The organism is Pseudomonas sp. LBUM920 (assembly GCF_003852315.1).
GTDB lineage: Bacteria > Pseudomonadota > Gammaproteobacteria > Pseudomonadales > Pseudomonadaceae > Aquipseudomonas.
In genome coordinates this window covers 1,510,098-1,536,148 of record NZ_CP027762.1, presented here as the reverse complement: position 1 = coordinate 1,536,148, position 26,051 = coordinate 1,510,098, and the positions used below count along the sequence as shown (strand labels likewise).

The window sequence follows — 26,051 nt, the reverse complement described above, 5'->3', positions numbered from 1 at the left end:
AGTACTGATGATGACGCTTTTACCCCGACACACCGTCTCACCTGCTCAGGTGCCCGGCCTTCCCCTCAGGGCCGGGCTGGGGCTGAAGAACGAGCACTTCATCGAAGTGCTCGAGACCTCGCCCGATATCGGTTTTTTTGAAGTGCACGCCGAAAACTACATGGTCGCCGGCGGGCCGTTCCATCATTACCTGGGGTTGATCCGCGAGCAGTACCCGCTGTCACTGCACGGCGTGGGCCTGTCCATCGGCGGCGAAGGCCCGCTCAACCGTGAGCACCTGGCACGGTTGGCCTTGCTGATCGAACGCTATCAACCCCACTCGTTTTCCGAACACCTGGCCTGGTCGAGCCACGGCCCGGTGTTTCTCAATGACTTGCTGCCCCTGGCCTACGACGCCGCCACACTGAACCGGGTGTGCGAGCACATCGACCAGGTGCAAAGCACGCTCAAGCGGCCGATGCTGCTGGAAAATCCGTCGACCTATCTGCAATTCGAGCGCTCCACCCTGAACGAAACGGACTTCATCAGCGAGGTCATCCGCCGCACGGGCTGCGGCCTGCTGCTGGACGTCAACAACGTCTATGTGTCGTGCATCAATCACCAGCGCGAGGCGCTTTCCTACATCGACGCGCTGCCATTAAACGCCGTCCGGGAGATACATCTGGCGGGGTTTGCCGAAGACACTGACAGCCTGGGCGATCGTCTGCTGATCGACGACCATGGCGCGCCCATCGATAACGCGGTGTGGCAGTTATACGAACAGGTACTCACGCGCACGGGCCCGGTGGCCACACTGATCGAGCGGGATAACCAGTTGCCTGCGTTCAGTGTGCTGCATGCCGAAGCTCAACACGCCGACTGGCATCTATTGCAGGTGAACGTATGAGCCATCACGCTGCGTTTGCCGACGCGCTGATCGATCCCGACCTGGCGTGCCCCGACGGCCTGTTCAGCCGCAACGGCGCCGACCCGGCCAGCCGTTTCGCGGTGTATCGCAACAATGTTCACAGCGCGTTGATCAACGCGTTGGCAACCGCTTACCCCGTAACCTTGCAGTTGGTCGGCGATGAGTTTTTTCGCGCCATGGCTGGTCTTTTTGTTCAGGCGAGCCCACCTGACAGCCCGCTGATGAGCGAGTACGGCAGCGCGTTCGCAGGGTTTATTCAGGCCTTTGAGCCGGCGGCCAGCGTGCCCTACCTGGCTGACGTCGCCAGGCTCGAGCGCTTGCGGGTTTGTGCCTATCACGCGGCAGACACCCAGCCGCTGGACCAGCAAACCATTCTCCAAACACTGCAAGGCCAGACAGACCTGGGCAAGCTGCGCCTGCACCTGCATCCATCCCTGGCCACCCTGAATAGCGCTTACGCAGTGGTGGCCGTTTGGGCTGCGCACCAGACCGAAGGTGGCCTGGCCACCCTGAATCCCTGGCACGCCCAAAGCGCGCTGGTGTTACGCCAAGGCTTGGCGGTCAAGGTATTCGCCATCGACAGCGGCTCGGTCGCGTTCATCGACAGCCTGAATCACGGCACGGCACTGGAGACAGCGGTGCAGCACGCGCTTGAAGCATCGGCGCAGTTCGACCTGAACCAATGCCTGGCCCTGTTGATCAGCCACGACGCCATCACTCATTTGCACCTCGAACAAAAGGTATTGCCATGAACACATCCCCTTCGAGTCTGGTCAATCGGGTCATTGCTCTGTTCGAGAAAATCCCCTACAGCCTGATCGCCTTTCTCGCACGATTTTCCATTGCCGCGGTGTTTTGGAAATCGGGGCAGACCAAGGTCGAGGGCTTTGCCATCGACTTGATCAGCGGCACGTTCCAATTCGGCGAGCCGCGTCTTGCGGCGTCCACACTGCCGCTGTTTCGCAGCGAATACCACGTGCCCTTGCTGTCACCGGAAGTCGCCGCGCACATGGCGGCGTTTGCCGAGCATTTCTTCCCGGTGCTGATCCTGGTGGGTTTTGCCACGCGGTTCTCGGCCCTGGCCCTGATCGGCATGACCTTGACCATTCAACTCTTCGTTTACCCGGACGCCTACCCGACCCACGGCACCTGGATCACCGTGCTGCTGCTGTTGGTCGCCAAGGGCCCGGGCTGCCTGTCCATCGACCATTTGATTGCACGCCGCTACCGCTGAAGACGGTCCAGGGCCTCGCCGCTGCGCTTGAACCAATCCACCAGGTAGTCGGCCAGCACTTGGGTGCGACGCGGCAAGCCACCCTGATACGGGTGAACCAGGTACATCGGCATGCTACGCGTCTGATAATCGCGCAGGAGCCAGCGCAATCTCCCGTCAGCCAGTTCCGCGGGTAACACGTAGGACGGCAGGCGGGCGATTCCGGCGCCCACCAGGGCGGCCTTTTTCAACAGGTTGTAATGGTTGGAGGCAAAGGTGCCACTGACCCGCACTCGAAGCAGTTCGTGCTGCTGGTGGTACAGCCATTCTTCACGCCCGCTGTAGTGGCTGTTGAGCAGGCAGGTGTGCGTCGCCAGGTCTGCCGGGTTCAGCGGCTCGCCGTGTTGCTCCAGGTAGGCCGGGCTGGCGCAGGTCATTTCATGCCAGGCCAGCAGCGGTTTGGCCACCAGACGCTCATTTTCGATGGCGCCGGAACGCACACCCAAGTCAAACCCATCCCGCGCCAGGTCTCGATAACGGTTGTTCAATTCCAGTTCGATCTGCACTTGGGGGTACTGTTTGGAGAACTCCAGCAGCAAGCCATCGAAGAAGGTTTCTCCCAACGACACCGGAACCGTCATACGCACTGGCCCGGCCAAATCGTCCTTGAGCCGCGCCAATGCCTGACGGGCGCGTTCCACTTGAACCACCAGCGCTTGAGCCTGGGGCAACAGCGCTGCACCGGCTGCGGTCAGGCTGAGCTTGCGGGTGGTGCGGTGCAGCAACACCACGCAAAACTGCGCCTCCAACTGGCTGATACGCTTGGACAACTGGCCCTTGCTGCACCCCAGTTGCTCGGCCGCCAGGGTGAAACTGCCGGCTTCGATCAGAACGGCAAAGGCCGCCAAGTCATCCATCTCGCTCATGGATTGTTTCCATTTGAAAACCAAAGGTTGCCTATTAGCACGTTTATCCACCTGAAAAGCCACACTAGACTGAACCTTCACTTACCCCAGGAGGAACAGCACGATGAAAATCCTATTGATTGGTGCCAGCGGCACGGTCGGCTCGGCAGTCAAGGCAGAACTGGCTCAGCGTCACGAGGTGATCAGCATCGGTCGCACAAGCGGCGACTTTCAGGTGGATATCAGCGACAGCGCGTCGATCCGCAAGCTGTTCGAACAGACCGGCAAGTTCGATGCCCTGATCTGCGCGGCCGGTAGCGTGAATTTCGTAGCACTGGGTGAAATGAGCGAAAGCGATTTTGACCTGGGCCTGCGCGACAAGCTGATGGGCCAGGTCAACCTGCTGCTGATCGGCCGCGAATATGCCAACGACGGCGCCTCGTTCACCTTCACCAGCGGCATCCTCAACCGTGACCCCATCCGTACCGGCGCCTCGGCCGCATTGGTCAATGGCGCCATTGACGCCTTCGTCAAAGCCGCGGCGATCGAATTGCCACGCGGCCTGCGCGTCAACGCCGTGAGCCCGACCGTCCTGCTGGAAGCGATGGGCAGCTACGCCCCGTATTTCCGCGGTTACAAACCGGCTCCGGGTGCCGACGTAGCACTGGCCTACGCCAAAAGCGTAGAAGGCCTGCAGACCGGCCAGACGTTTATCGTCGGCTGAATCCGGCGTCTGTCAGAATTGCCTGAAGCCGGGCGCTGGGGTTGTGGTGCGGCGTCAGCCTGCGTAACGTGGCGGCACTTGTTTGGAGACCCGATAAATGCGCGCCGCCCGTACCCTAGTTCTGTTTGCCCTGCTGCCTCTGTTCACCGCTTGCCAGATGTTCGAGAGCGAGCCGGCAAAGCCGTCTACCGCCGGGTTGACCCGCATGCAGGGTGAATTGACGGCCGTTGACGGCAAGCTGTTGTTCCAGCCTTGCGGTGACAAACGCAACTACGTGGTCAACGACGCCGGCGGCACCAGCATCCTGCAGGAAGCCGCCTCACTGGCTGGGCAACAGGGCGCACTGTTTGCCGACTTGCGCGGCAAGTTCTCCGGGGTTGCCACTGGCACCCAGGGCTCGGTAGAGCTGCAACAGCTCTATCGCATGGAACGTTCGACTTCGGCCTGCAACGACCCGGACTTCAAGCGCATGGTGCTGCGCGCCAATGGCCATAAACCCGCCTGGGCGATGAATGTGACCGCCAAGGGCATGGTGCTGGAGCGCGAAGGCCAGCCACCCTTGGCGGTGCCTTTTGTGGAAGAGCAACTGGGCGACGGCCGTTTCAACCTGATGACCGAAGCCAATAACCAGCACATCGAACTCTGGGTCGCGCCGCAGCGGTGCATCGACAGCGTCAGCGGCAGCCTGCAACACATGACCGCCGAGTTGCGCGTCAACGGCCAAGTGCAGCGTGGTTGCGCGGCATTCGGCGGTTCTCGCGACGACTGATTCGGCCCAACGCTGTTTTAACGTGTCGGAAAACCGCCTTTGGGGCTTATAATCGCCGGTTTGCAAAACAGCCGGCCTTTTTGTCCGCCGCCTACCGGATCCCGTCATGTTACGAATCACCGAACTCAAGCTGCCCATCGACCATCCCGAAGAAGACCTGCGGCCTGCCATCGTGCAGCGCCTGGGCATCGCCAGTGATGACCTGCTCGATTTCACCCTGTTCAAACGCAGCTATGACGCCCGCAAAAAGTCGTCGGAGCTGTGCTTCATCTACACCATCGACCTGAACGTGAAAGGCGAAGCCGCCCTGCTGCTCAAGTTCGCCGATGACCGCAACGTCAACCCGGCGCCGGATGTCAGTTACAAGGTGGTGGGTCAGGCGCCGGAAGGCCTGGTCGAACGGCCGATCGTGGTGGGGTTTGGTCCGTGCGGGATCTTCGCCGGGCTGCTGCTCGCGCAAATGGGCTTCAAGCCGATCATCCTCGAGCGCGGCAAAGAAGTGCGCCAGCGCACCAAGGACACCTGGGGCCTGTGGCGCAAAAACGTGCTCAATCCCGAGTCCAACGTGCAGTTTGGTGAAGGCGGCGCCGGGACCTTCTCCGACGGCAAGCTCTACAGCCAGATCAAGGACCCGAAATTCCACGGTCGCAAGGTCCTGCACGAGTTCGTCAAGGCCGGTGCGCCGGAAGAAATCCTCTACGTCAGCAAGCCGCACATCGGCACGTTCCGCCTCACCGGCGTGGTGGAAAACATGCGCCAGCAGATCATCGCCCTGGGCGGTGAAGTACGTTTCGAACAGCGCGTTACCGATGTGCTGATCGAAGACGGCCAGCTGAACGGCGTGGTCATCGACAGTGGCGAGCAACTGCTCTCCAAGCACGTGATCCTGGCCCTGGGCCACAGCGCCCGCGACACCTTCCGCATGCTGCACGGGCGTGGCGTGTACATGGAGGCCAAGCCGTTCTCGGTGGGCTTCAGGATTGAACACCCGCAATCGCTGATCGACGCGGCGCGCCTGGGCAAATACGCCGGGCATCCAAAACTCGGCGCGGCCGACTACAAGCTGGTGCACCACGCCAAGAACGGCCGCTCGGTCTACAGCTTCTGCATGTGCCCAGGCGGCACGGTAGTGGCGGCGACGTCCGAGCCAAACCGCGTGGTAACCAACGGCATGAGCCAGTACTCGCGCAACGAACGCAATGCCAACTCCGGCATCGTCGTCGGCATCACGCCGGAGGTGGACTACCCGGGTGGCCCGCTGGCGGGCATCGAGTTGCAGGAGCGCCTGGAGTCCCACGCCTACATCCTCGGCGGCAGCAACTACGAGGCTCCGGCGCAACTGGTGGGGGATTTCATCGCGGGCAAGCCATCCACGGCCATCGGCAGCGTGGAACCGTCCTACAAGCCCGGCGTGTCGCTGGGTGACTTGGCCCTGGCCTTGCCGGACTTTGCCATCGAAGCGATTCGTGAAGCGTTGCCGGCGTTCGAGAAGCAGATCAAAGGTTACTCGTTGCACGATGCGGTGCTGACCGGCATCGAGACGCGCACGTCCTCGCCGCTGCGGATTACCCGTAACGAGTCGATGCAGAGCTTGAACGTGAAAGGTTTATTCCCGGCCGGTGAAGGTGCGGGTTATGCCGGTGGGATTCTGTCGGCGGGCGTTGACGGGATTCGGATTGCCGAGGCGTTGGCGCGGGATATGCTCGGCATAGAGGCCTAAGCACTCTATTACAGCCAACCCGACCAAAGGTGGGAGCGGGCTTGCCCGCGATGGCAGAGTCTCAGTCGCCGAACTTATCGACTGAAACACCGGCATCGTAGGCAAGCCCGCCCCCACATTGGTTTTTGCCGGTTTTCAGATGTTTGCGCGCAGGATTGTCTCCGGCAACGGCTCACCCCGTTCAACACTGGCCGCAACGGCGGCAATCAGCCCGCTCAACTCATACCCTTGCCCGGCGAGCCACGCCTGATCGTAGTAAGTCGTGGCATACCGCTCGCCCCCGTCACACAAAATTGCCACGATCGACCCAGACTCCCCCGCCGCTTGCATCTGCTGCGCCGCCACCAAGGCACCGATCAGGTTGGTCCCGCTGGAACCACCGACCCGCCGCCCAAGACGCTCGGCCAAGTAATGCATGGCCGCCAGTGACAGCGCATCCGGTACCTTGACCATCGCATCAATTACCTTGGGCAAAAACGACGCCTCGACGCGTGGCCGGCCGATCCCTTCGATCCGCGAACCGCAATCCAGGCGCAAGCTGGCGTCGCCCGTCTGGTAATAGTCAAAGAACACCGAGCGTTCGGCGTCGGCACACAGCACGCGGGTGCAATGCTGGCGATAGCGCACGTAACGCCCCAGCGTCGCGGTGGTGCCGCCGGTGCCAGGGCTGGAAATCAACCAGCTCGGCTCGGGGTAATGCTCAAACCGCATCTGTTGGAAGATCGACTCGGCGATATTGTTGTTCGCCCGCCAGTCCGTCGCGCGCTCGGCATAGGTGAATTGGTCCATGAAGTGACCGCCACTTTCCTGCGCCAACCGCTCGGACTCGGCGTAAATCTGCGTCGGATCCTTCACCAGATGGCTCTTGCCGCCGTAGAAGGCGATCTGGGCGATTTTCTCCTGAGACGTGGTGGCTGGCATCACCGCAATGAACGGCAGGCCAAGCAGCCGCGCGAAATACGCTTCCGAAATTGCCGTCGACCCACTGGAGGCCTCAATCACCGGCGCGCCCGGCTTGAGCCAGCCATTACACAGCGCGTACAGAAACAGTGAACGGGCCAGCCGATGCTTCAGGCTGCCGGTGGGGTGGCTGGACTCGTCCTTGAAGTACAACTCGATACCCGGCAACCCCGGCAACGGCAAAGGGATCAGGTGCGTGTCGGCGCTACGCTGGAAGTCCGCTTCAATGATGCGAATGGCTTCGCGGGCCCAGGTACGGTGGTCACTCATAAGGTGCGTCTCTAAAGATTTCAGCGCCAATTTTAGGGAGTTTCCTACACTGCACACAGATACAGTGGCGACTCAAATAGACACACAATTGCTAGGCTCTGGCGCAACGCCGACTCTGCCCGTCCCTTATAACAAATAAGAATATAACTTTTGTTTTAACAACTAACGGTACGGGTTAGGGTACCCACCTATTGAACCTGGATTGGAGAGCATCCCTTGCCTCTGCGTAGCACTTTCACCCGTTTCTTCCAGCTGGAAGCCGCCAGCGGTCTGTTGTTGATCGCCGCTGCCGCCTTGGCGCTGATCATCAACAATTCACCGTTGTCACACCTCTACAACGCGTTTCTCGATGTACCGGTGGTGGCACAGATTGGCGCGCTGAAAATCGCCAAGCCTGCCCTGCTGTGGATCAACGATGGCCTGATGGCCTTGTTCTTCCTGCTGATCGGCCTGGAGGTGAAGCGCGAGCTGCTCGACGGCCACCTGTCCAAACCCTCGCAAGTGGTACTGCCGGGGGCCGCAGCCATTGGCGGCATGGTGGTGCCGGCGCTGATCTACTGGGCGATCAACAAGGACTACCCCGCTGCACTCTCCGGCTGGGCAATCCCCATGGCCACCGATATCGCTTTTGCACTGGGCGTGCTGGCCCTGTTGGGCAAGCGCGTGCCGGTATCGCTGAAACTGTTCCTGATGACCCTGGCGATCATTGATGACCTCGGCGCAATCATCGTCATCGCCGTGTTCTACTCCGCGGACCTGTCCGGTGCTGCTCTGGCCGGTGCAGGGGCGTGCCTGATTGCCTTGATCGCGATGAACCGCCTGGGCGTGATCAAACTCGGGCCCTACCTGATCATCGGTCTGATCCTGTGGGTGTGTGTGCTCAAGAGTGGCGTGCATGCCACGCTGGCCGGCGTGACCCTGGCCTTCTGCATCCCGCTGCGCACCAAAAATGCCGAGCCCTCGCCCCTGAGGACGTTGGAACACGCCCTGCATCCGTGGGTGGCCTACGCCATCCTGCCGCTGTTTGCCTTCGCCAACGCGGGCGTTTCCCTGGCCGGCGTGAGCCTGGAAAGCTTCACTCACCATGTGCCCATGGGCATCGCCGCCGGCCTGTTGATCGGCAAGACCATCGGCGTGTTCGGCCTCACCTGGCTCGCCATCAAGACCGGCCTTGCCGCGCTGCCCAGCGGCGCGAACTGGGGCCAGGTGTTCGGGGTGGCGATCCTGTGCGGTATCGGCTTTACAATGAGCCTGTTTGTCGGCTCACTGGCGTTTGTGCCGGGTGCCAGCGAATTCGCCGGGGAGGATCGAATGGGTATTCTGACCGGGTCGATCCTGGCCGCGTGTATGGGTTATGCCGTGACCGCGATGGCGAGTCGCAAGAAAGCCTGAGGGTTGCGAAAGCACCCAAAACCCCAATCGGTGAGCCCGATTGGGGTTTTTCTTTTTCTGAAGATGACACTTACCTCAAACGCCTAAAGACTTTGCGCGCGCCGCCGACTAGTGATTGTGGCGCTACCACTGTCCCTGCCAGGGACACCCGCCCGACACAGCTCTCCAACGCGTATTCAGCCCGAGCGAAAATCCCATGTTCCTGAGAAATATAAGAATCGCTGCCAGAGCCTTCATCGGCTTCGCGGCCATTGCGTCGCTGAGTGTGTTTCTCGGTCTGTTCGCCCTCAAACAGATTGGCGAAGTCCAGTCCCAGGCGGCCGACATTCAGAACAACTGGATGCAGCGTGTCAGGATTCTGGCCCTGGCCAACGCGTCGCTCGACCGTTTTCGCTTGGGCGAAATGGCGCACATCCTGTCGTCAAGCGATGCGGACATGCAGACCTATGAAGACAAATCCGCCGGCCGCCTGAAAAGCGTCAAGGAACAGCTGGCCCAATATGCCGCGCTGCTACGCACACCCGAGGAAAAATCGCGCCTGGATGTGTTCAACCAGAGCCTGGATGCCTACGCGAAGAACCATACCGAAATGCTCAAGCGCTCGCGCTCGGGCGACAAAGCCGGCGCCCGCGACTTTCTCAACAGCATTCGAGAAAGCTACGAGCAGATGACCAAGAACTTCGACCAGTTGATCGACCTCGCCAACAAAGGCGCCGAACAGGCCGGCCAAACCTCCGCAGGCGCTTACCAGCATGCCGTGAGCGGCATCACAATCGTCATTTTGCTGGTCAGTGCCGGCACAGTGCTGGTGGCCTGGTTGCTGACCCGCAGCATTACCGGCCCCATCATTGAAGCGGTGCAGGTGGCCGAAACCATCGCCAAGGGCGACCTCACCCAGCCCATAAACCCTACAGGCAATGACGAAGCCACGCGCTTGCTCCGGGCACAGGAAACCATGCGTAACAACCTGGTGCAGACTCTGCGGCAAATCACCGGCTCATCCAGCCAGCTGGCCGCTGCGGCCGAAGAGTTGAATGCCGTCACCGCCGAGGGCAGCCGCGACCTGCAACAGCAACATGGCGAAATCGAGCAGGCAGCCACGGCCGTCACTCAGATGACCACCGCGATTGAGGAGGTCGCGCGAAACGCGGCATCAACCTCCGACCTGTCCCAGGAATCACGCAGCATTGCGCTGAAGGGCCAACAGCGCATGGTAGAGGCACTGAATTCGATCCAGGCGCTGACCCGTGGGGTCGAGGTCAGCTCAGGGCAAGTGGGCGGCCTCGCCGAGCAGGCCAAAGGCATCGGCAAAGTGCTCGATGTGATCCGCACCATTGCCGAGCAAACCAACCTGCTGGCGCTTAACGCGGCCATCGAAGCCGCGCGTGCCGGTGAGGCCGGACGTGGTTTCGCCGTGGTCGCCGACGAGGTTCGTGCACTGGCCCATCGCACCGCCCAATCGACCCAGGAAATCGAGCAGATGATCGGCAGCATTCAGGCCAACACGGCCAGCACCGTCAACACCATGCTCGACAGCAGCGCCATGACTCAGCAAACCTTGGGGCTGGCCGAGCTGGCGCAACAAGCGCTGGCAGACATTCTGGCCGCCAACGATGAAATCAATGACCGCAATCTGGTGATCACCACGGCGGCGGCGGAACAAGCCGACGTTGCTCGAGCAGTCGATCGCAATTTGCTGAACATTCAGCAGCTGTCGATTCAGTCGGCAGAGGGCTCGACCCAAACGACTGCAGCCTCGCAGTCCCTCGCCAGCCTGGCCCATGAGTTGAACACGACGGTCAAGCACTTCCAGGTTTGAGGTCACGCAGCGTGCGCGGCACACCGCGCCTGCAATAAAAAACCCCAACCGATCACTCGGTTGGGGTTTTTTATTGCAAGGACCGGCGTTTAACGAGTAACGCGGCTGGTACCGTCAACGGTCATGATGCGTACACGGTCGCCGATGCGGAAGATTTCATTTTCCTGCACGGCTTGTACGTAGGCACGCATGCTGCCGTCGTCTTCGCGAACGGTGATTTCCACGCCTTGGGTGCGGGTCAAGCCTTCTTCAGTGGCCGAGCCCAGCAGGCCGCCGGCTACGGCGCCGATCACGGCGGTCACAATGCTGCCACGGCCGCCGCCGATGGCGCTGCCGCCAACACCGCCGATGACTGCGCCAGCGGCGCCGCCAATTGGGGTCTTGGTGCCTTCGATTTTCACTGGACGCAGGGATTCAATGGTGCCCATGCGAACGGTCTGTACACGACGCGCCTCGTCACGAGAGTACGAGTCGCCGGTCAGACTCGAGGCGCAGCCACCCAACAGCAACGACAGGGTGGTAAAGCAGGCAACTAGTAAAACGGACTTACGCATAGCATCAACTCCAAAGGACAGGTATTCATTAGACGCTGCGGCTTGGCGCCTGTCACGGCGAGCACCGCAGAAAATTGCTTTCATTCAGCCTTAGTACAGACTGCTAGCACCAGAAAAATAGACGAACGGTTGCACTCAACTGTTCCGAAGAATGTCATGAACGCGTTCATCATTATTGTAGTCGCGCAGCAGCACACGCCGAAGACATATGGATAAAGACTTCGCCGTGGCGGGCAACATTCGAACGAGGTGACGAAAGGTGAAACTCAGGGCGCCAGGCGCTCACGAGTCCACTCGCCGGCTTGCAGGCGGTAGTTGAGGCGATCATGCAGGCGACTGGCGCGACCCTGCCAGAACTCGATGCGCTCGGGCAGCAGGCGATACCCGCCCCAATGCTCAGGGCAATCGGGTTGGATGTCGCTGAAACGCTGCTCGGTGGCCTTGAGCAAATCTTGCAGCTCTTCGCGATCACGGATAACCCGGCTCTGCGGCGACGCCCAGGCCCCAAGACGGCTTCCCAATGGGCGGACCTGAAAGTAAGCATCCGACTCTTCAGGCGTGACCTTGACCACCCGCCCTTCGATACGCACCTGGCGCTCCAGGGTGGGCCAGAAGAAGGTCATGGCTGCAAATGGCTGTGCCGCAAGCTGTTCGCCCTTGGCACTCTGATAATTGGTGAAGAAGGTAAAACCCTGTGTATCCAGGCCTTTGAGCAACAGGATACGACAGTGCGGACGACCGTCCTGGTCGACCGTGGCCAGAGTCATGGCATTGGCTTCCACCGGTGGCTGCTCGGTTTTCACCGCATCGGCAAACCACTGGTGGAACAATGCAAACGGCTCGCCCGGGGCCTGGGCCTCGCTCAAACCGTCCCGTGTGTAGTCACGGCGCATATCGGCCAATGCCTGGGTCATGCGGCTTTATCCTTCTGGTTCAACAGATCAGTTTTTCGCCTGGTCGTTTGTCGCTGGGGCGTCGGCCTTGGGTGCGGCTTTTTTCGCGGCCGGCTTGGCAGCAGCTTTTTTCGCAACAGGCTTGGCAGCGGCTTTCTTGACCGGAGCCTTTTTCGCCGGAGCGGCTTTTTTCGCAGCAGGCGCCGGTACGGGAGCGGGTGCAGTCTGCACGGCAACCATTTCCGCAACCGGTGGCTTGCCCGAGTTGTACTTGCTCAACAACGCCAACATCGTTGTACGCTGAGTGAACATGATTTCCATGCGACGGTTCAGCGCACGCCCCTGATTGCTATCGTTGGCAGCCCGCGGCATAAGGTCGCCCATGCCACGCATCATCAGGCGATCCTGCTTCAAGCCGCTGAGGCTGAAAATCGAAGCGATGGACTGCGCGCGCTCGCGAGTCAATGCCTGGCTCACTGGCTCGGCACCATTGGTGTCGACGTGGCCTAAGACCAACACAGCGGTCTTCGGATCGCCTTCAACCGCCTTGGCCACGCGAGTGAACGGGCCCAACGTAACCGGCAGCAGCATCGCCGGGCGTTTCGGGTTGTAAGAGCCATCAACCGGGGCGATCACGACCAATACGTTCTCGCGACGCTCCAATTGCAGGTTGCTGTCCTTGATGGCCGCACGCAGGCGCGGCTCATAGTCGTCCAGCCAGGCTTGAGTGATTTTCGGGTCAGGCATCGGCACGTTGGTCACGTCGACCTTGGCCAATGGTTTTGGCTTGCTTTCGAAAGGCCACCACCATTTGGTATCGGTGTCGGTCTTGGCCACCGCCGGGGTCGTCGGGTCTGCCGCCTTGAGGTCGGCTTTCAGATCGGCTTTGGCATCGGCCGCTTTTTCATCGGCGCTTTTAGAGGCGAACGGCCACCAGCTGGAGCCGGTCTCAGCCTTGGCTACGGGCGCAGGGGCGGCAGCAGCGGCAGGCGCTGGAGCAGCGGCGGCGGCAACCGGGGCTGCGGGCTTGGCGCCAGCGGCTGGTTTTGCATCCGGCACGGCGTCGGTTTTGGTTACTGCGTCCTTGGTAGCAGCCTTGTCTGATCCAAATGACCACCAATGCCCACCCTCGGCATCATTTTGTGGAGTTTGTGCGCAACCCGTAATTGTGAGGCACAGCGCCAGTGCCAAGGACTTGTTCGATAACATGAGATATCCACAAAATGAGAAAAAACCGGAGGGTCTGGTTGACCCGTTAAACAGACGCTTACAGAACATTGAAGTTACAAAATTTCGTTCAGCGCCTTCTTATAGTTGCCTTTGTAACAAAAAAACGTGAAACAGCAAGCTCTTTACAGACAACCGGCCAATATTCCGACCAACTTCTGCGCACGCGGGTCCATAAGTACATAAGGCCCCAGTGTATTAGTCACGAAACCAAATGCTACATCATGTTCCGGATCGGCAAAACCAACCGAACCACCCGCCCCCGGATGCCCAAACGCACGTGGGCCAAGGCCGAACGTCGCATTGGGCAAGTGCGGTTGATCCAACATGCAGCCCAAGCCGAAACGCGTTTGGGTCAATAAAGTTTTATCCGGTCCGATACTGTGTTCGCGGGTCAATTGTTCGAGCATGTCCGCCTCGAGCAAACTACCGTCCAACAATCCGCTATAAAAGCCCGCCAGGCTACGCGCGTTACCGTGACCATTTGCCGCTGGCTGCTGCATGCGCCGCCATTGAGGCTTATTAGTGCTTGTCAGAATAGACGGTGGGTTGGCAAATGCACGCGTAGTCATGGCCGCAGGTTCGCGCATCATAACTTGCAGTAATCGTTGAGCGGCTTCATCGCCCATATTGCCTTTGCTGCGCGCTATATGCGCAACACGGTAAAACTCTTCGTCCGCCAGGCCAACATGAAAGTCCAGCCCCAATGGCCGCGCAACCCGCGCCACAATTGATTCACCGGGCCCACGCCCGTCGGCGCGACGCAACAATTCACCGACCAGCCACCCATAGGTGATGGCCTCGTAGCCGTGGCCTTGGCCGGGCGTCCACCATGGGGCTTCGGCCGCCAGGGTGTCGACCATCAGTTGCCAGTCATAGAGGGCTTCGGCGGGGAGCATTTCGCGAATCGCCGGCAACCCGGCCTGGTGGCAGAGCAGCTGGCGCAGGGTGATGGCTTCCTTACCGGCCGCGGCAAACTCGGGCCAGTAATTGGCGACAGGGGCGTCGAGTTGCAACTTGCCCTCGGCCACCAATTGCAGGGCCGTCACGGCGGTGAAGGTCTTGGTGCAGGAAAACAGGTTGACGAGGGTGTCGCTGTGCCAGGCCTCGGCACCGTCCTTGTCGGCGGTGCCTGCCCACAGGTCGACGACGGTTTCGCCGCCGATCTGGATACACAGCCCGGCACCACGCTCCTGCGGGTCATCAAACAACGCGGCGAATGCCTCACGTACCGCTTCGAACTGGAGCTCGTAATGACCCTGAATCTGCACCTAAGCCGCCTCGGAAAACACCGTAATAAGTGGCCGACATTGTTCCAGTCATTGGCGGTTTTGTGAACCCGTCAAATATGAATCAATGGCCATTTCCAGAGTGACCGCCAGCATGCCCGGCGCCCTGCCCCGCGCCTCTGCCGTCGTGCCCCGACTTGCCGGCTTCACTCTCACGCACCCCGCTGGCAGCCTTGGCTTTTTCGGCTTCCTTGCCCAGTTGGTCGACGGCCGCCAGGTTGCTTTTGCGCACGCTGTCGACAAAGCCCTGGAACGGCACATCCGTGATGCCCACAAGGCCAAAGTGGCCGTTTTCGCCGTCCAGCAGACGCCCCGTCACCGGTTGATCCAGGTACTGGAACCAGTGCACGCCGACGATCGACGGCTCAGCCATGGCCTGCTTGAGGAAGTTGCTGTACGCCACGCCGCGGTCTTCCTCCTTGGCCAGCTGAGTCACGCCGCCCCAGAACGGACCGCGATCCGCCGAGCCGAAGTTGAACTCGGTGATCAGCACCGGCTTATCCAACGCGCGCAGGGCGGCGAAGTCGTAGCCGTCCTGAGGCTTGAGGGTGTACATGTTGAAGCTCAGCACATCGCAATACTGGGCGCAGGACGCCACGGCTTCCGGGGTGCTGACGGCGTAGCGGCCACCCAGCAGCAGCTGGTTGGGCGCGTGCCACTTCAACGAATCGGAGATGGTCTTGAAATAGGCATCGGCGAAAGTCTTCTGGAAGTATTTGAAATCGGCTTCGATTTCCGGGTGCTCAGGGCTTGGCATCGGCGGCTCGAAGCCCGGGTCTTCCATCAGCTCCCAGCCTGACAGGTGAATGCCCCAGGCTTTGGAGAGGCCTTCTTCGTTACGGTATTTGTCACGCAGTTGCTTGAGGAACGCACGTTTGGCCGGCACATCGGTGGTCATGCGCAAGGTCCCGTACGCCAGGGCGTAACGCGACTTTGGATCATCGCCAGGGCCGGCCCAGGCCAGCTCGTTGTCGGCAAAAAAGCCGATCAGCCACGGGTCGTCGCGGTGATCGCGGGCCGCGATCGCCACGGCGCGCTCGGTGGCCATGGCGAAACGCGGGTCGAACGGGTCGGGCATGCCGCCCCACCAGTCCGTGCCGGTGCTGATGCTGGCGTAGTCACCGACAATCGACAGTGGCAAGGTGTAGGGCACGCGGTCGGCGCTGGCCAAATCCTCGTCGCTCCAGTTGCCCACGGTGTTGAAACCCCAGGCTTGCAGGCGGTCCAGCGTGTGGGTGACCCAGCGCTTGTGGTCGAAACCTTGCGTGTCATAGGTGCGCTGCAGGTTGGCACCATAGAAGTCGTACCAGCGCCCCACATTGAAGCCCCGGCCCTGGTCAGCGCCGTTGCCGCCGCGGTTATCCGCACGTCCGTAATACTTGTCGAACGGCTCGCCGGACTTGGGCAGCGCGGCAAACATCCATTCGCGGCCGGCCACGTAGGTTTGATTATCGTCCGGCGCAACCGTATTGACGCCCAGGGAGTAGAACGGATGGCCTTCCGGGGTCACCAGGTACCAGCGCCCGTCGCGCTTCTCGGTGCGGAAAAAGCCGCTTGCTTCAAACGCCGGGCCTTTGTTCCAGCCGCCATATTGGTCCAGGGCAGACTTGTCGCGCTCAGCCAGCCAGCCCTTGAGCTGTTGCTGCTCCTTGGCCGCTGCGGCTTTGAGTTGTTCGTCGCTGCTGACTTTTTCCGGCCAACGCGCACGCGTGGACTGACCATACGCATCCACCAGCGCGCTGTAGGCGGCCTTCAGCACCGGCTCGCTGTCCTGCACGCCAAAGCGTTCCAGCAGGATGCTTTGGGCTGCGTTGGGCTTGATCATCGACAGAGTGACCGACGCCACCTGGCTACGATCGATTGCCCCGGCGCTGCTGGCCAACAGCACACGCTGGCCTTCCACGGTAATCGGCATCGGCGGGCCGGCCTTCATGCCCTGGCTCAGCGGCGAGTTGGCCTGCAGCGGAATCAGCAGGGTTTGAGCGGGGCCGGCCGGCAGGTCGATGCGGCTGACCAGCGTCTGGCCGTCGGTGCTCTGCACCTTGACGTAGAGGGTCAGAGCCCAGTCCATGGCGCTTTGGATACGCAGGCTCATGGCGCCGGACTGCGACCAGTCCCACACGCCGGTCTGCGGGCTGAGCACCAGGCTCGGTTCGGCCGCCGGGTTGAAGGTGATGCGGCGCAGCACCTCGCCCTCAGCGGTTTGTTCGGCGTTGTATTGCGGCAGGCTCGCGTCCTGGGTCGCGACCTTGACCACATCGGCAGGCCGGACGAAATTGAACAGCGTTTGTTGCCCGGCAGGCGCGGCCATCAAGGGCGCGGCAAACAACAAGGCAAACAGAGCGGGCAGCGTGCGAATCATACGAACAAGGTTCTCCCAAACGGCCGGTGAATGGCCTGATGACATAAAGCGTTGGCAGTGAGATAGACCACGAAGTGGGCGAATTCGCCCACAGTGGCTTAAGAAATTTCGCGCCTGAAGGGCGGCAAAGCATTGAGGATAGCCTTGCCATAGCGCTGCGTGACCAAACGGCGGTCGAGCAAGGTGATGGTGCCTCGGTCTTCCTCGGTACGCAGCAAGCGCCCGCAGGCCTGGACCAGCTTCAAGGAAGCATCCGGCACCGAGATTTCCATGAACGGGTTACCGCCACGGGCCTCGATCCATTCGGCCAAGGCCGCCTCGACCGGGTCATCCGGTACCGAGAACGGGATCTTGGCGATCACCACGTGTTCACAGTAGGCGCCGGGCAAGTCCACGCCTTCGGCGAAACTGGCCAGGCCGAACAACACGCTGGAATCACCGCCATCAACACGCGCTTTGTGCTTGTTCAGGGTTTCCTGTTTGGACAGGTTGCCCTGGATGAACACCTGCTTGCGCCAGTCGCGGTCGAGGCCGTCGAACACGTCCTGCATCTGTTTACGCGAGGAAAACAGCACCAGGGTGCCGCGTGAACCTTCCACCAGTTCCGGCAAGTCGCGGATGATCGCGGCCGTGTGCGCGGCCGCGTCGCGAGGGTCGGCCTTGAGGTCCGGCACTCGCAGCACACCGGCATCGGCATGGTGAAACGGGCTCGGCACCACGGCGGTGACCGCCTTTTTCGGCAGGCCGGCACGCATGCGGAAGCGGTCGAAAGTGCCCAGCGCGGTCAGCGTGGCCGAGGTCACCAGGCAGCCGTAGGCCACATTCCACAGGTTGCGGCGCAGCATTTCGGCGGCCAGGATCGGGCTGGCGTTGACCTCGATATCAAACAGCGCACCGCTTTCGGACAAGGTCAGCCAGCGCGCCATGGGCGGGTTGTCTTCCGGGTCTTCGACGGTAAAGGCGGTCCACAGCTCCCAGTTGCCCTGGGCGCGCGACAGCAGGCTGCCGAACAGGGGGTACCATTCCTCGGCCTGGTTGCTGGCGATACCGATGTTGACCTCGCCATCCATGCCTTCCTTGAGCAGGTCGGTCAGGCGGGTGAACAGGTCGGTCAGCCGTGAGAAGCCTTTTTTCAGCTCGATACCCATTTCACGCATGTGCTCGGGGATCAATCCGCCGACAAACCGGTGACGCGGCCGTTCGCGGCCTTCGACGTCTTCGCCGGGTTTGAAGTCGGCGACCTGCTCGCAGGCGCTGAACATGAATTGCTGCTGGGTCTTGATCTCGCGCGCCAGCTCCGGCACTTGCTCGATCAGTTTGCCCAGATCGCCGGGCAACGGGTGCTGGGCGAGCAATTTGGTCAGGTTCTTGGCGGTGGTTTCGAGCCAGTCGGCGGTGGAACGCAAACGGGTGTAGTGGGCGAAATGGCCGATGGCCTTATCGGGCAAGTGGTGCCCTTCGTCGAATACGTAAAGAGTGTCGCGCGGGTCCGGCAACACAGCGCCGCCGCCCAGGGCCAGGTCAGCCAGGACCATGTCGTGGTTGGTGACAATCACGTCGACCTTGCCCATGCCCTCGCGGGCCTTATAGAAGGCGCACTGGCCGAAGTTGGGGCAATGCCGGTTGGTGCACTGGCTGTGGTCGGTGGTCAGGCGCGCCCAGTCGGCGTCTTCCAGGGCGGTGGGCCAGCTGTCACGGTCGCCGTCCCATTTGTTGCCGGCAAGTTTCTCGATCATGCTGGTAAACAGCTTCTGGCTGACTTCATCAACCTCGATCTTGAAGCCTTCCTCTTCGAACAGCGAAGCCGTGGCGGTCTGGGCGTGACCTTCCTGCAGCAATACGTCGAGCTTGGACAGGCACATGTAGCGGCCACGGCCCTTGGCCAGGGCGAAGGTGAAATTCAGGCCGCTGTTGCGCATCAAGTCGGGCAGGTCTTTGTAGACGATCTGCTCTTGCAGGGCGACGGTGGCGGTGGCAATCACCAGGCGCTTGCCGGCGGCCTTGGCGGTAGGGATTGCGGCCAGGCTATAGGCCACGGTCTTGCCGGTACCGGTGCCGGCCTCGACGGCCACGACCGCGGGGTCGCCACTGCGCCGACCTTCGTCGTCGGTGTCGATATCCCCGAGGACTTTGGCCACTTCGGCGATCATCAGGCGTTGGCCGTACCGCGGTTTCAAGCTCTTGGCTTCGAGAAAACGCGAATAGGCGCCCTGGATCGTGGTTTTGAGTTCAGTGCTGATCATGGATAGTCGGGCGCAAAAAACGCTGGATAAATTTTCAGTGGTTCGGATCGGCCGCTATCATACCCCGCTAATTAATCCCGCGCAGAACGGAGTACCACAATGACCGCGTTTAGCCTCGCTTACACCCTGCATGTATTGGCCGCCCTGGTGTGGGTCGGCGGTATGTTTTTCGCCTGGATGATCCTGCGCCCCGCCGCCATGGCGGCACTTGAGGGCCCTGCCCGGCTCAAGCTGTGGGCGAATGTGTTTCAACGTTTTTTCGTGTGGGTCTGGGTGGCGGTGCTGGTTTTGCCGATCAGCGGCATCGGCCTGTTGCAACTGCGCTTCAGCGGGTTTGAGACCGCACCGCGCTATGTGCAGGTGATGATGGGCTTGTATCTAGTGATGACCGCGCTGTTCATCCGTATCCAGGCATTGAAGTTCCCGGAACTGCGCACGGCGGTGGCGGCTGAGGATTGGCCTGCAGGTGCGGCTGCGCTGGGGCAGATTCGCAAGCTGGTGGGGATTAACCTGATTATCGGGTTGGTGGTGGTGGCGATTGCTTCGGCGCGGCCGATGTTCTGAGGCTGGCCTTCATGGCCCCTTCGCGAGCAAGCCCGCTCTCACATTGACATGCATTCCAAATGTGAGAGCGGGCTTGCTCGCGAAGGCGTCAGAACAATCGACTCAAAGCCGCTGAATAGTCACAGCGCCCGCAGGCCCAGCCGGCCCCGGTTGCCCTTCCAGCCCTGGCCGGCCCTTCTGGCCACCATCGGCGCGGTACACCAGACAGCCCTTGGATTGCCCGCCTTTGCCCGGCTTACCGGCCGTGCCGGCCAAACCGCCCGCACCGCCATCCACCCAGACCTTGATCTGCTCGGCCGGGAAGCTCTGCGGCAGCTCCACGCGTACGGTCGCGCCCGCTGCGCCTGGCAGGCCATCGCCGCCATTGTCGCCATTGGCGCCGCGCCCGGCTGAACCCCAGGTGCAGCCCGGGTCCACGCCATTGGCGCCATCCAGGCCGGCATACCCTTGGGCGCCGGCGCCGCCACGGGCGTCCACCGACAGTTCATCGGCGGTCAGCGCGTTGATGCGCAGGACCAAGTCACGCCCCGACTTGGCAGCTCGTTCGTGGGTACCGGGAGCACCGCGCGAGGTGATCTGGCTGCCATGTTCCAGTTGCGCGTTACGCACCTGCAACTGCAGCGCGGTATTGCCGGGGGCGATAGCGATACGGGCTTCTCGGCCCAAATGCAGCTCATCCACCGTCACTTGGCTGATGGTCGCCGGAATCAACAACGTGCCGTAATCCGCCACATCCAGGCGTTCGAGCTGCAAAACGTTGGTGCTGCTGGGCAGGCGCATCAGCGAGTTGGTTTCAACACTGACGCTCTGCGCCAGGGCAATGGGGCTGACCAACAGGGCCAACAGAAAAACCTTACGCATGATTGGCCTCCTTGTTTGTTTCAATAACGGCAGGCGCCGACAGGCCCCGCACATGGAACATCCCCACCAGCAGAATCTGCAGGCGGTCACGCCAGGGGTGGGCACGGTGTTTCAGGCTGCTGTTGAACAACAGCAATTCCAATAGATGAGTCAGCAACAACAGACTGCCGGCCAGACTGACCAACAGGTGAAACGGATTGGCGAGCGGCCGGAATAAATTGACCACCACCACAACCCAGAACAGTAACGTCAGAAACTTTCCCAGCCCCCAAAACACCTTCATCCTGCATGCCCCTGCCTATTATTCTTTGGGCGCACAGTACCGACTTCTGCAGGCGATTTGCCAGTGAAGGATGAAAAAACTTGATAAAGGCACGGTTTGCCTGCGGTTTCGGCGAGGATCGCCAGCAATGCCCCTGGGGTTCCCACAGGGGCAAGGGCCGTCAGCGGTTGATTTTGATTTCCACACGACGGTTCAAGGCTCGACCGTCAGCGGTTTTGTTATCGGCCACCGGCTGACTTTCGCCCGCGCCCACCACCGATACAAAGTTGCTGCGCGGCACGCCCGCACTCACCAGGTAATCGGTTACCGAGTGCGCGCGTTTTTCCGAGAGTTTCTGGTTGTAGGCGTCTTTGCCGACGCTGTCGGTATGCCCGCTGACCCGTAGCTGGGCGCTCGGGGCTTCGCGTTTGAGGCGCGTGGCGATGGTGTCGAGCTTGGTTTTGTCCGCCGCCGTCAGCCTGGCCGAGTCGAACTCAAAGTGCACATCGCGGATCACGATGGTTTCTTCCTTGACCACGACCACCTCTTCCACCACGGCCGCCACCGCTACAGGTGGGCAGCCATTGACATCAACCTGCACGCCCTTAGGCGTGCCCGGGCACTTGTCGCGGCTGTCCGGCACGCCATCGCCATCTTCGTCGCCATCACCGTGCACCCAGCAATAGGCGCCAGCCATGCCGCCGATCAGCAGCGCGCCATAACCTGCGTACGCCGAACTTTCAGTGGCGCCAATCGCTGCGCCGGTCACACCACCGACGGCTGCACAGGTGGGCCAATCGGTTTTTTGCAAACCTGCGCAACCTGTCAATACTCCGGTTAGCAGAACCAAGGGTAGAGCTGTCCGCATGATGCTCATCTGATTTCTCCTGAGGGGATCGGCGGGGGCCGACGGGTGGAGTAAAGACCGCTCTTTTCATCTGCGCCACTGCGCCGCACCCCCGTATTTATTGGAGATCGCCCTCTATGCAGGACTTTTGCACGCCGCCCGCTCTAGGCCCGCACGCTCAGCCGCGCTAGTCTCTAGGGTCCTGATGTGAGGATCTCTGATGATCGCTGGTATTTCTTCCCGTACGCCACAGCAAGCCCTGGCCGCCTTGCTGGATTTGCACCAGCCCAAACGCCTGTTGTTGTTGGGTGCCAGCCAGTTCCCGGCGCTGGATGCCTTTCAGGCCGAGCACCCGGACACCCAAGTGGCGATCGCGGCGCCCGGGCCGTTACCGGCAGAACTTGCGGCGCAGCGTTTTGACCTGGCGCTGGTGGTCGATTGCCTGGAGCACCTGTCAAAACCGCAAGGCCTGACGCTGCTCGGCGGCATTCGCAACCTCAATGCCAGTCGCATTGCGGTGCTGGCAGACCTGAACGCCTGCGGCTGGAAGGAAACCGATTTCTTCTCCCTGGCGCTGCAGGCCGGCGAGCGTTTCCAGCGTGATGATCAGGTTTTGACGCTGTTTACCTATGATCTGCTTGACTATAAACAGGTGCCGGACTGGCTCAACGCCCGCTTCTGGGCCAACCCGGAAAACTTCGGAAAGTATTGGTGGTAACCATGAGTACATCCATTTGCCCATGCGGCAGCGGCAATCTGCTGGATGCGTGCTGCGGCCATTATCACGCCGGTCACCCGGCGCCCTGTGCCAGCGCATTGATGCGTTCGCGCTATAGCGCCTACGTGCTGGGGTTGGTGGACTACCTGGTAGCCACTACTTTGCCTGCGCAACAAGCCGGACTGGACCGCGCCGCCATCGGCGCCTGGAGTGCCCAGAGCACCTGGCTGGGCCTGGAAGTGGAAAGCTCCGAAGTGTTTGGCGGCCAGCCGGAGCATGCGTTCGTGACGTTCACTGCTCGCTGGCACGACAGCACCGGAGAACACAGCCACCGTGAACAGTCCTCTTTCGTACAGAATGAGGGGCGCTGGTACTTCATCGACCCGACAGTGGAGGTGAAGGCCGGGCGCAATGATGTATGTTTGTGCGGCAGTGGGCAGAAATTCAAGAAGTGCTGCTCCAGCTACCTCTAATCAACTGACAGGGAAAACGCCATGCTTCGGATGTACAGCTTGATGCTGGCGTTGACCCTGGGCCTCACCGGGTGCGCGTCCTGGTTCGAGGACAGCTCGCCCCCGCCTCATGTCTCCCTGGTGAAGGTTGAAGTGGTGCGCGCCAAATTGCTCGAGCAGCGCTTCAAGCTGTACTTTCGCGTGGATAACCGCGACGACGCCGACCTCACGGTGCGCGGCCTGATCTACAAAGTCAGCCTGGGCGATTTCGTGCTGACCGAAGGCGAGTCCAACGAATGGCTGACCGTACCACCGCGCGGCCATGCTTTTTTCCGGGTGAAGGTGCGGACCAACCTCTGGCCGCAGATACGCGATGTGGTACAGATGCTTAAAAACCCGAGCAAACCCGTGCCCTATCGCCTGGAAGGCGAGCTGAAAACCGGATTATTCATCGGTAATGACGTGCAGGTGAACCACAATGGCGAGATAATCCCCGGCGATTTTATTCCGGAGCGACATCGATGACTCAGCAACCCCATGTCCATGGTCCTGACTGCAACCACGATCACGACCACCATGATCATCATGATCACGACCACGGCCATGTCCACGGCCCGAACTGCGGCCACGCTCACCAGGAGCCGGTGCGCAACGCCCTGAAAGACGTCGGCCGCAACGATCCTTGCCCATGCGGCAGCGAGAAGAAATTCAAGAAGTGCCACGGGGCCTGATGCCCTGACCCCGCAGGAGCCGGCTCGCCGTGGCAAGCTGGCTTGCTGTGGCGAGCCGGCTTGCCCCGCGTTGGGCTGCGCAGCAGCCCCAATAAGATCAACGCGTTTCCTCAGACAAAACGCAATGTCAGGTTTTGGGGCTGCTTCGCACCCCAGCGCGGGGCAAGCCCGCTCGCCACAACAGCAGCACCACCTCCAGGCCCCCGCCCTCCCGGTTACTCAAACTCAACCGCCCCTCATGCGCCCGCGCAATCGTATGCGCAATACTCAACCCCAACCCATACCCGCCGGTTTCGGCATTGCGTGAACCTTCCACCCGGTAAAACGGCTCCATCACCTGCTCCAGCTGTTCCTGGGGAATCCCCGGTCCGCGGTCACTGATGACAATCTGCAAGCTGTCCGCCTGATCCTCGACCCGCACCACCACCTCGCTGCCATAACGCACCGCGTTTTCCAGCAAGTTCTGCACACAGCGTTTGAGACTGCGCGCATACCCCGGCAACGGTTGCTTGGCGCGGCCCACGATGGTCACGCTTTCGCCCACGTCTTCCAGGTCCGCCTGCAGGCTTTGCAGCAAGGCATTGATGTCGATGTTCTGTCGCGTCTCGTTGATCTCACCGCTGCTGACAAAGTCCAGGGTGCTGGCCACCATGTGTTCCATTTCTTCCAGGTCGCTGCGAAAGCGCTCCTGGGTGCGCGTGTCTTCGAGCATTTCCGTGCGCAGGCGCAGGCGTGTGATCGGCGAGCGCAGGTCGTGGGAAATTGCCGCGAGAAAGCGCGTGCGCTCGGCGATATTGGCGATCAGCCGTTGCTGCATCGCATTAAACGCCTGGGCGGCGCGGCGCACTTCAGTCGGGCCATCCACCGGTAACGGTGGGCGCTGGATGTCCCGACCCAGCGCCTCGGCGGCCTTGGCCAGGGCATTCAGCGGGCGGATGGCCAGGCGCACCGCCACCAGAGCGATGACCACCAGCACCAGCACTCGCAGCAAATAGATGCGCATCACGTAATCGAACAACAGGTCCAGCGGCGAGGTACTGGTCCAGCCCTGCTCTTCACTGGCGTCCACGCGCAACCAGCGCCCATCGGGCAGGCGCAGGTCGATCAGAAACTGCCCGACCACCGGCCTTGAGCTGAGCAAGGTTGAAAGCCCGGCGGTCTGCCCTTCGCCATCGACCAGCGACAGGCGTAAAAGGCTCAGGGTTTGCGCGTAGCCGGTTTTTTGCGCCAACACCTGCTTGATCAGGCGCTCGGTGGGCCGGTCGCTGTCGGTGAGCGTGCTGGGCGTGCTGCTGGCCTGGTCGCTCAAGGTCAGCCGAAAGTGCGGCGTATCAAGCAGCTGGATCAACTGGTGGGCCTGCTGCGGGTCGCTGTGCATCAGGCGCACCACGTCCGCCAAACGCGTGGCGATCAGCCGTGCGGGGATTTCCAGCACCTGGCCATGACGCCGGTCGTACCAGATGCTGCTGGTCAGTGCCTGGGCCGCGAGCATGCCGCTGACCAGAATCAGCACCAGGCGCCCGAACAGCGAACGCGGCAGCAGTCTCACGACCCCAGCACCACGTCATCGGCGGTGAGCATGTAACCCTCGTTGCGCACGGTCTTGATCAGCCCCGCCGGCAGCTGCGAGCGCAAGCGACTGACGCACACGTCAATGGAGCGGTCGAACGGCGTGCTGTCCTTGTCGAACACATGGTTGAGCAGAAAGTCGCGGCTCAACGGGCGATTGGGGTGCTGCAACAACAGGCGCAACACGCGGTAATCCGAATTGCCGAGGCTGACCACCACGCCTTCGGGGCTGAGCAGCTGCCGCGCCCGTGTGTCGAGTTGCCAGTCGGCGAACCGAATGCTGGGCGCCTCATCCAGGCGCGCACGGTCCGGAAAACTTTGTACCCGGCGTAACACCACCTTGATGCGCACCAGCAATTCACGCGGGTCGAAGGGTTTGGGCAAGTAGTCGTCGGCACCGATTTCCAGGCCGACGATGCGGTCGATCAACGAGCCCTTGGCCGTGAGCATCACCACCGGCGTGTTGGAGCTGACCCGCAGCTCGCGGCACAGGCTAAGGCCGTCTTCGCCGGGCAGCATCAGGTCGAGCACGATCAGGTCGATCACATTCAGCGCCAGGCGGCGGCGCATTTCCTTGCCGTCGGCGGCGGTAGACACCTGAAAGCCCGCGTCACTCAAGTAGTCGCAGAGCAGTTGGCGGATTTGCGGGTCGTCATCAACGATCAACAGGTGGTCAAGCTTTGCCATGGGCAGTTAATCCGAAAACTCAAAACGCAGGAGATAGCCGAAAGCTCAGCCAGTGGTACGCGCAAATGTAATGGAATGTTGTGGGAAACCATAATCACGCATCAGCGATACAA

26 protein-coding genes are annotated in these 26,051 nt (G+C 61.3%); 13 read left to right on the top strand and 13 right to left on the bottom strand.

Annotated features, from left to right (window positions below):
* Nucleotides 1–7 precede the first annotated feature (7 nt).
* From bufB to C4J83_RS06940, 3 genes are read left to right on the top strand one after another with little or no spacing between them, the layout of a single operon-like run.
* Entirely contained in the window at nucleotides 8–886 is an 879-nt protein-coding gene (gene bufB / locus C4J83_RS06950; RefSeq protein ID WP_124416637.1) for an MNIO family bufferin maturase, read from the top strand.
* Entirely contained in the window at nucleotides 883–1,659 is a 777-nt protein-coding gene (locus C4J83_RS06945; protein ID WP_124416636.1) for an HvfC/BufC N-terminal domain-containing protein, read from the top strand. The genes bufB and C4J83_RS06945 overlap by 4 nt, the downstream gene beginning before the upstream one ends.
* Complete coding sequence (locus C4J83_RS06940) at nucleotides 1,656–2,141, top strand: DoxX family protein (protein WP_124416635.1); 486 nt, start codon at nucleotides 1,656–1,658, stop codon at nucleotides 2,139–2,141. Before C4J83_RS06945 ends, C4J83_RS06940 begins: the two co-directional genes overlap by 4 nt.
* On the opposite strand, the gene C4J83_RS06935 is transcribed toward C4J83_RS06940, so the two are convergent.
* A complete protein-coding gene (locus tag C4J83_RS06935) occupies nucleotides 2,132–3,046 on the bottom strand; it encodes a LysR family transcriptional regulator (protein ID WP_124416634.1) in 915 nt (304 codons plus the stop codon). The genes C4J83_RS06940 and C4J83_RS06935 overlap by 10 nt on opposite strands.
* A 103-nt stretch (nucleotides 3,047–3,149) precedes the next feature.
* Between C4J83_RS06935 and C4J83_RS06930 the strand changes: the two genes are divergently transcribed.
* From C4J83_RS06930 to C4J83_RS06920, 3 genes are all read left to right on the top strand, one after another.
* Nucleotides 3,150–3,749 (top strand): short chain dehydrogenase, encoded by a 600-nt coding sequence (locus C4J83_RS06930; RefSeq protein ID WP_124416633.1) that lies wholly within the window; start codon nucleotides 3,150–3,152, stop codon nucleotides 3,747–3,749.
* A gap of 97 nt (nucleotides 3,750–3,846) precedes the next feature.
* Complete coding sequence (locus tag C4J83_RS06925; RefSeq protein ID WP_106577112.1) at nucleotides 3,847–4,518, top strand: COG3650 family protein; 672 nt, start codon at nucleotides 3,847–3,849, stop codon at nucleotides 4,516–4,518.
* A gap of 106 nt (nucleotides 4,519–4,624) precedes the next feature.
* Nucleotides 4,625–6,238, top strand: a complete 1,614-nt coding sequence (locus C4J83_RS06920; RefSeq protein WP_124416632.1) for an NAD(P)/FAD-dependent oxidoreductase — start codon at nucleotides 4,625–4,627, stop codon at nucleotides 6,236–6,238.
* A gap of 135 nt (nucleotides 6,239–6,373) precedes the next feature.
* Here C4J83_RS06920 and C4J83_RS06915 read toward each other — a convergent pair whose 3' ends face one another.
* Complete coding sequence (locus C4J83_RS06915; RefSeq protein ID WP_119738816.1) at nucleotides 6,374–7,468, bottom strand: PLP-dependent cysteine synthase family protein; 1,095 nt, start codon at nucleotides 7,466–7,468, stop codon at nucleotides 6,374–6,376.
* 216 nt (nucleotides 7,469–7,684) lie between these two features.
* Between C4J83_RS06915 and nhaA the strand changes: the two genes are divergently transcribed.
* Both nhaA and C4J83_RS06905 read left to right on the top strand, forming a co-directional pair.
* Nucleotides 7,685–8,860, top strand: coding sequence for a Na+/H+ antiporter NhaA (gene nhaA, locus C4J83_RS06910; protein WP_119738813.1), 1,176 nt, complete (start codon nucleotides 7,685–7,687; stop codon nucleotides 8,858–8,860).
* Between the two features lie 196 nt (nucleotides 8,861–9,056).
* Nucleotides 9,057–10,679: a methyl-accepting chemotaxis protein gene (locus C4J83_RS06905; RefSeq protein WP_124416631.1), complete on the top strand. Its 1,623-nt coding sequence runs from the start codon at nucleotides 9,057–9,059 to the stop codon at nucleotides 10,677–10,679.
* 89 nt (nucleotides 10,680–10,768) lie between these two features.
* Here C4J83_RS06905 and C4J83_RS06900 read toward each other — a convergent pair whose 3' ends face one another.
* From C4J83_RS06900 to dinG, 6 genes are all read right to left on the bottom strand, one after another.
* A complete protein-coding gene (locus tag C4J83_RS06900) occupies nucleotides 10,769–11,233 on the bottom strand; it encodes an outer membrane lipoprotein (RefSeq protein ID WP_003189251.1) in 465 nt (154 codons plus the stop codon).
* A 266-nt stretch (nucleotides 11,234–11,499) separates the two neighbouring features.
* The gene (pdxH, locus tag C4J83_RS06895) at nucleotides 11,500–12,147 is read right to left on the bottom strand and encodes a pyridoxamine 5'-phosphate oxidase (protein WP_106577117.1); all 648 of its coding nucleotides are present in this window, start codon (nucleotides 12,145–12,147) and stop codon (nucleotides 11,500–11,502) included.
* A 27-nt stretch (nucleotides 12,148–12,174) separates the two neighbouring features.
* Nucleotides 12,175–13,335: an OmpA family protein gene (locus C4J83_RS06890; RefSeq protein ID WP_106577118.1), complete on the bottom strand. Its 1,161-nt coding sequence runs from the start codon at nucleotides 13,333–13,335 to the stop codon at nucleotides 12,175–12,177.
* Between the two features lie 143 nt (nucleotides 13,336–13,478).
* Nucleotides 13,479–14,624 (bottom strand): serine hydrolase domain-containing protein, encoded by a 1,146-nt coding sequence (locus C4J83_RS06885; RefSeq protein ID WP_124416630.1) that lies wholly within the window; start codon nucleotides 14,622–14,624, stop codon nucleotides 13,479–13,481.
* A gap of 82 nt (nucleotides 14,625–14,706) precedes the next feature.
* Complete coding sequence (locus C4J83_RS06880; RefSeq protein WP_106577120.1) at nucleotides 14,707–17,004, bottom strand: beta-galactosidase; 2,298 nt, start codon at nucleotides 17,002–17,004, stop codon at nucleotides 14,707–14,709.
* Nucleotides 17,005–17,102: 98 nt separating this feature from the next.
* Nucleotides 17,103–19,247 carry an ATP-dependent DNA helicase DinG gene (dinG, locus tag C4J83_RS06875; RefSeq protein WP_124416629.1) on the bottom strand — a complete coding sequence of 715 codons (2,145 nt, stop codon included), beginning with the start codon at nucleotides 19,245–19,247 and terminating at the stop codon, nucleotides 17,103–17,105.
* 99 nt (nucleotides 19,248–19,346) lie between these two features.
* Here dinG and C4J83_RS06870 point away from each other — a divergent pair, with 99 nt between their 5' ends.
* Entirely contained in the window at nucleotides 19,347–19,811 is a 465-nt protein-coding gene (locus C4J83_RS06870; protein ID WP_119738805.1) for a CopD family protein, read from the top strand.
* 102 nt (nucleotides 19,812–19,913) lie between these two features.
* Here the strand turns inward: C4J83_RS06870 and C4J83_RS06865 are convergent, their stop codons facing one another.
* From C4J83_RS06865 to C4J83_RS06855, 3 genes are all read right to left on the bottom strand, one after another.
* Nucleotides 19,914–20,672: a hypothetical protein gene (locus tag C4J83_RS06865; RefSeq protein WP_106577123.1), complete on the bottom strand. Its 759-nt coding sequence runs from the start codon at nucleotides 20,670–20,672 to the stop codon at nucleotides 19,914–19,916.
* Complete coding sequence (locus tag C4J83_RS06860) at nucleotides 20,665–20,955, bottom strand: DUF1145 domain-containing protein (protein WP_106577124.1); 291 nt, start codon at nucleotides 20,953–20,955, stop codon at nucleotides 20,665–20,667. The genes C4J83_RS06865 and C4J83_RS06860 overlap by 8 nt, the downstream gene beginning before the upstream one ends.
* Nucleotides 20,956–21,115: 160 nt before the next feature.
* Nucleotides 21,116–21,811 (bottom strand): PA1041 family peptidoglycan-binding anchor lipoprotein, encoded by a 696-nt coding sequence (locus C4J83_RS06855; protein ID WP_119738803.1) that lies wholly within the window; start codon nucleotides 21,809–21,811, stop codon nucleotides 21,116–21,118.
* A gap of 190 nt (nucleotides 21,812–22,001) precedes the next feature.
* Between C4J83_RS06855 and C4J83_RS06850 the strand changes: the two genes are divergently transcribed.
* The 4 genes from C4J83_RS06850 to C4J83_RS06835 are packed head-to-tail and all read left to right on the top strand — an operon-like array spanning nucleotide 22,002 to nucleotide 23,682.
* Nucleotides 22,002–22,499, top strand: a complete 498-nt coding sequence (locus tag C4J83_RS06850; protein ID WP_106577126.1) for a DUF6231 family protein — start codon at nucleotides 22,002–22,004, stop codon at nucleotides 22,497–22,499.
* Nucleotides 22,500–22,501: 2 nt separating this feature from the next.
* Nucleotides 22,502–22,972: a YchJ family protein gene (locus tag C4J83_RS06845; protein ID WP_106577127.1), complete on the top strand. Its 471-nt coding sequence runs from the start codon at nucleotides 22,502–22,504 to the stop codon at nucleotides 22,970–22,972.
* A gap of 21 nt (nucleotides 22,973–22,993) precedes the next feature.
* Nucleotides 22,994–23,476, top strand: coding sequence for an LEA/WHy family protein (locus tag C4J83_RS06840; RefSeq protein WP_106577128.1), 483 nt, complete (start codon nucleotides 22,994–22,996; stop codon nucleotides 23,474–23,476).
* Nucleotides 23,473–23,682: an SEC-C metal-binding domain-containing protein gene (locus tag C4J83_RS06835; protein WP_065890089.1), complete on the top strand. Its 210-nt coding sequence runs from the start codon at nucleotides 23,473–23,475 to the stop codon at nucleotides 23,680–23,682. The genes C4J83_RS06840 and C4J83_RS06835 overlap by 4 nt, the downstream gene beginning before the upstream one ends.
* A 127-nt stretch (nucleotides 23,683–23,809) precedes the next feature.
* On the opposite strand, the gene C4J83_RS06825 is transcribed toward C4J83_RS06835, so the two are convergent.
* Nucleotides 23,810–25,231 carry an ATP-binding protein gene (locus C4J83_RS06825; protein ID WP_124416628.1) on the bottom strand — a complete coding sequence of 474 codons (1,422 nt, stop codon included), beginning with the start codon at nucleotides 25,229–25,231 and terminating at the stop codon, nucleotides 23,810–23,812.
* Nucleotides 25,228–25,938, bottom strand: coding sequence for a response regulator (locus tag C4J83_RS06820; RefSeq protein ID WP_124416627.1), 711 nt, complete (start codon nucleotides 25,936–25,938; stop codon nucleotides 25,228–25,230). Before C4J83_RS06820 ends, C4J83_RS06825 begins: the two co-directional genes overlap by 4 nt.
* Nucleotides 25,939–26,051 lie beyond the last annotated feature (113 nt).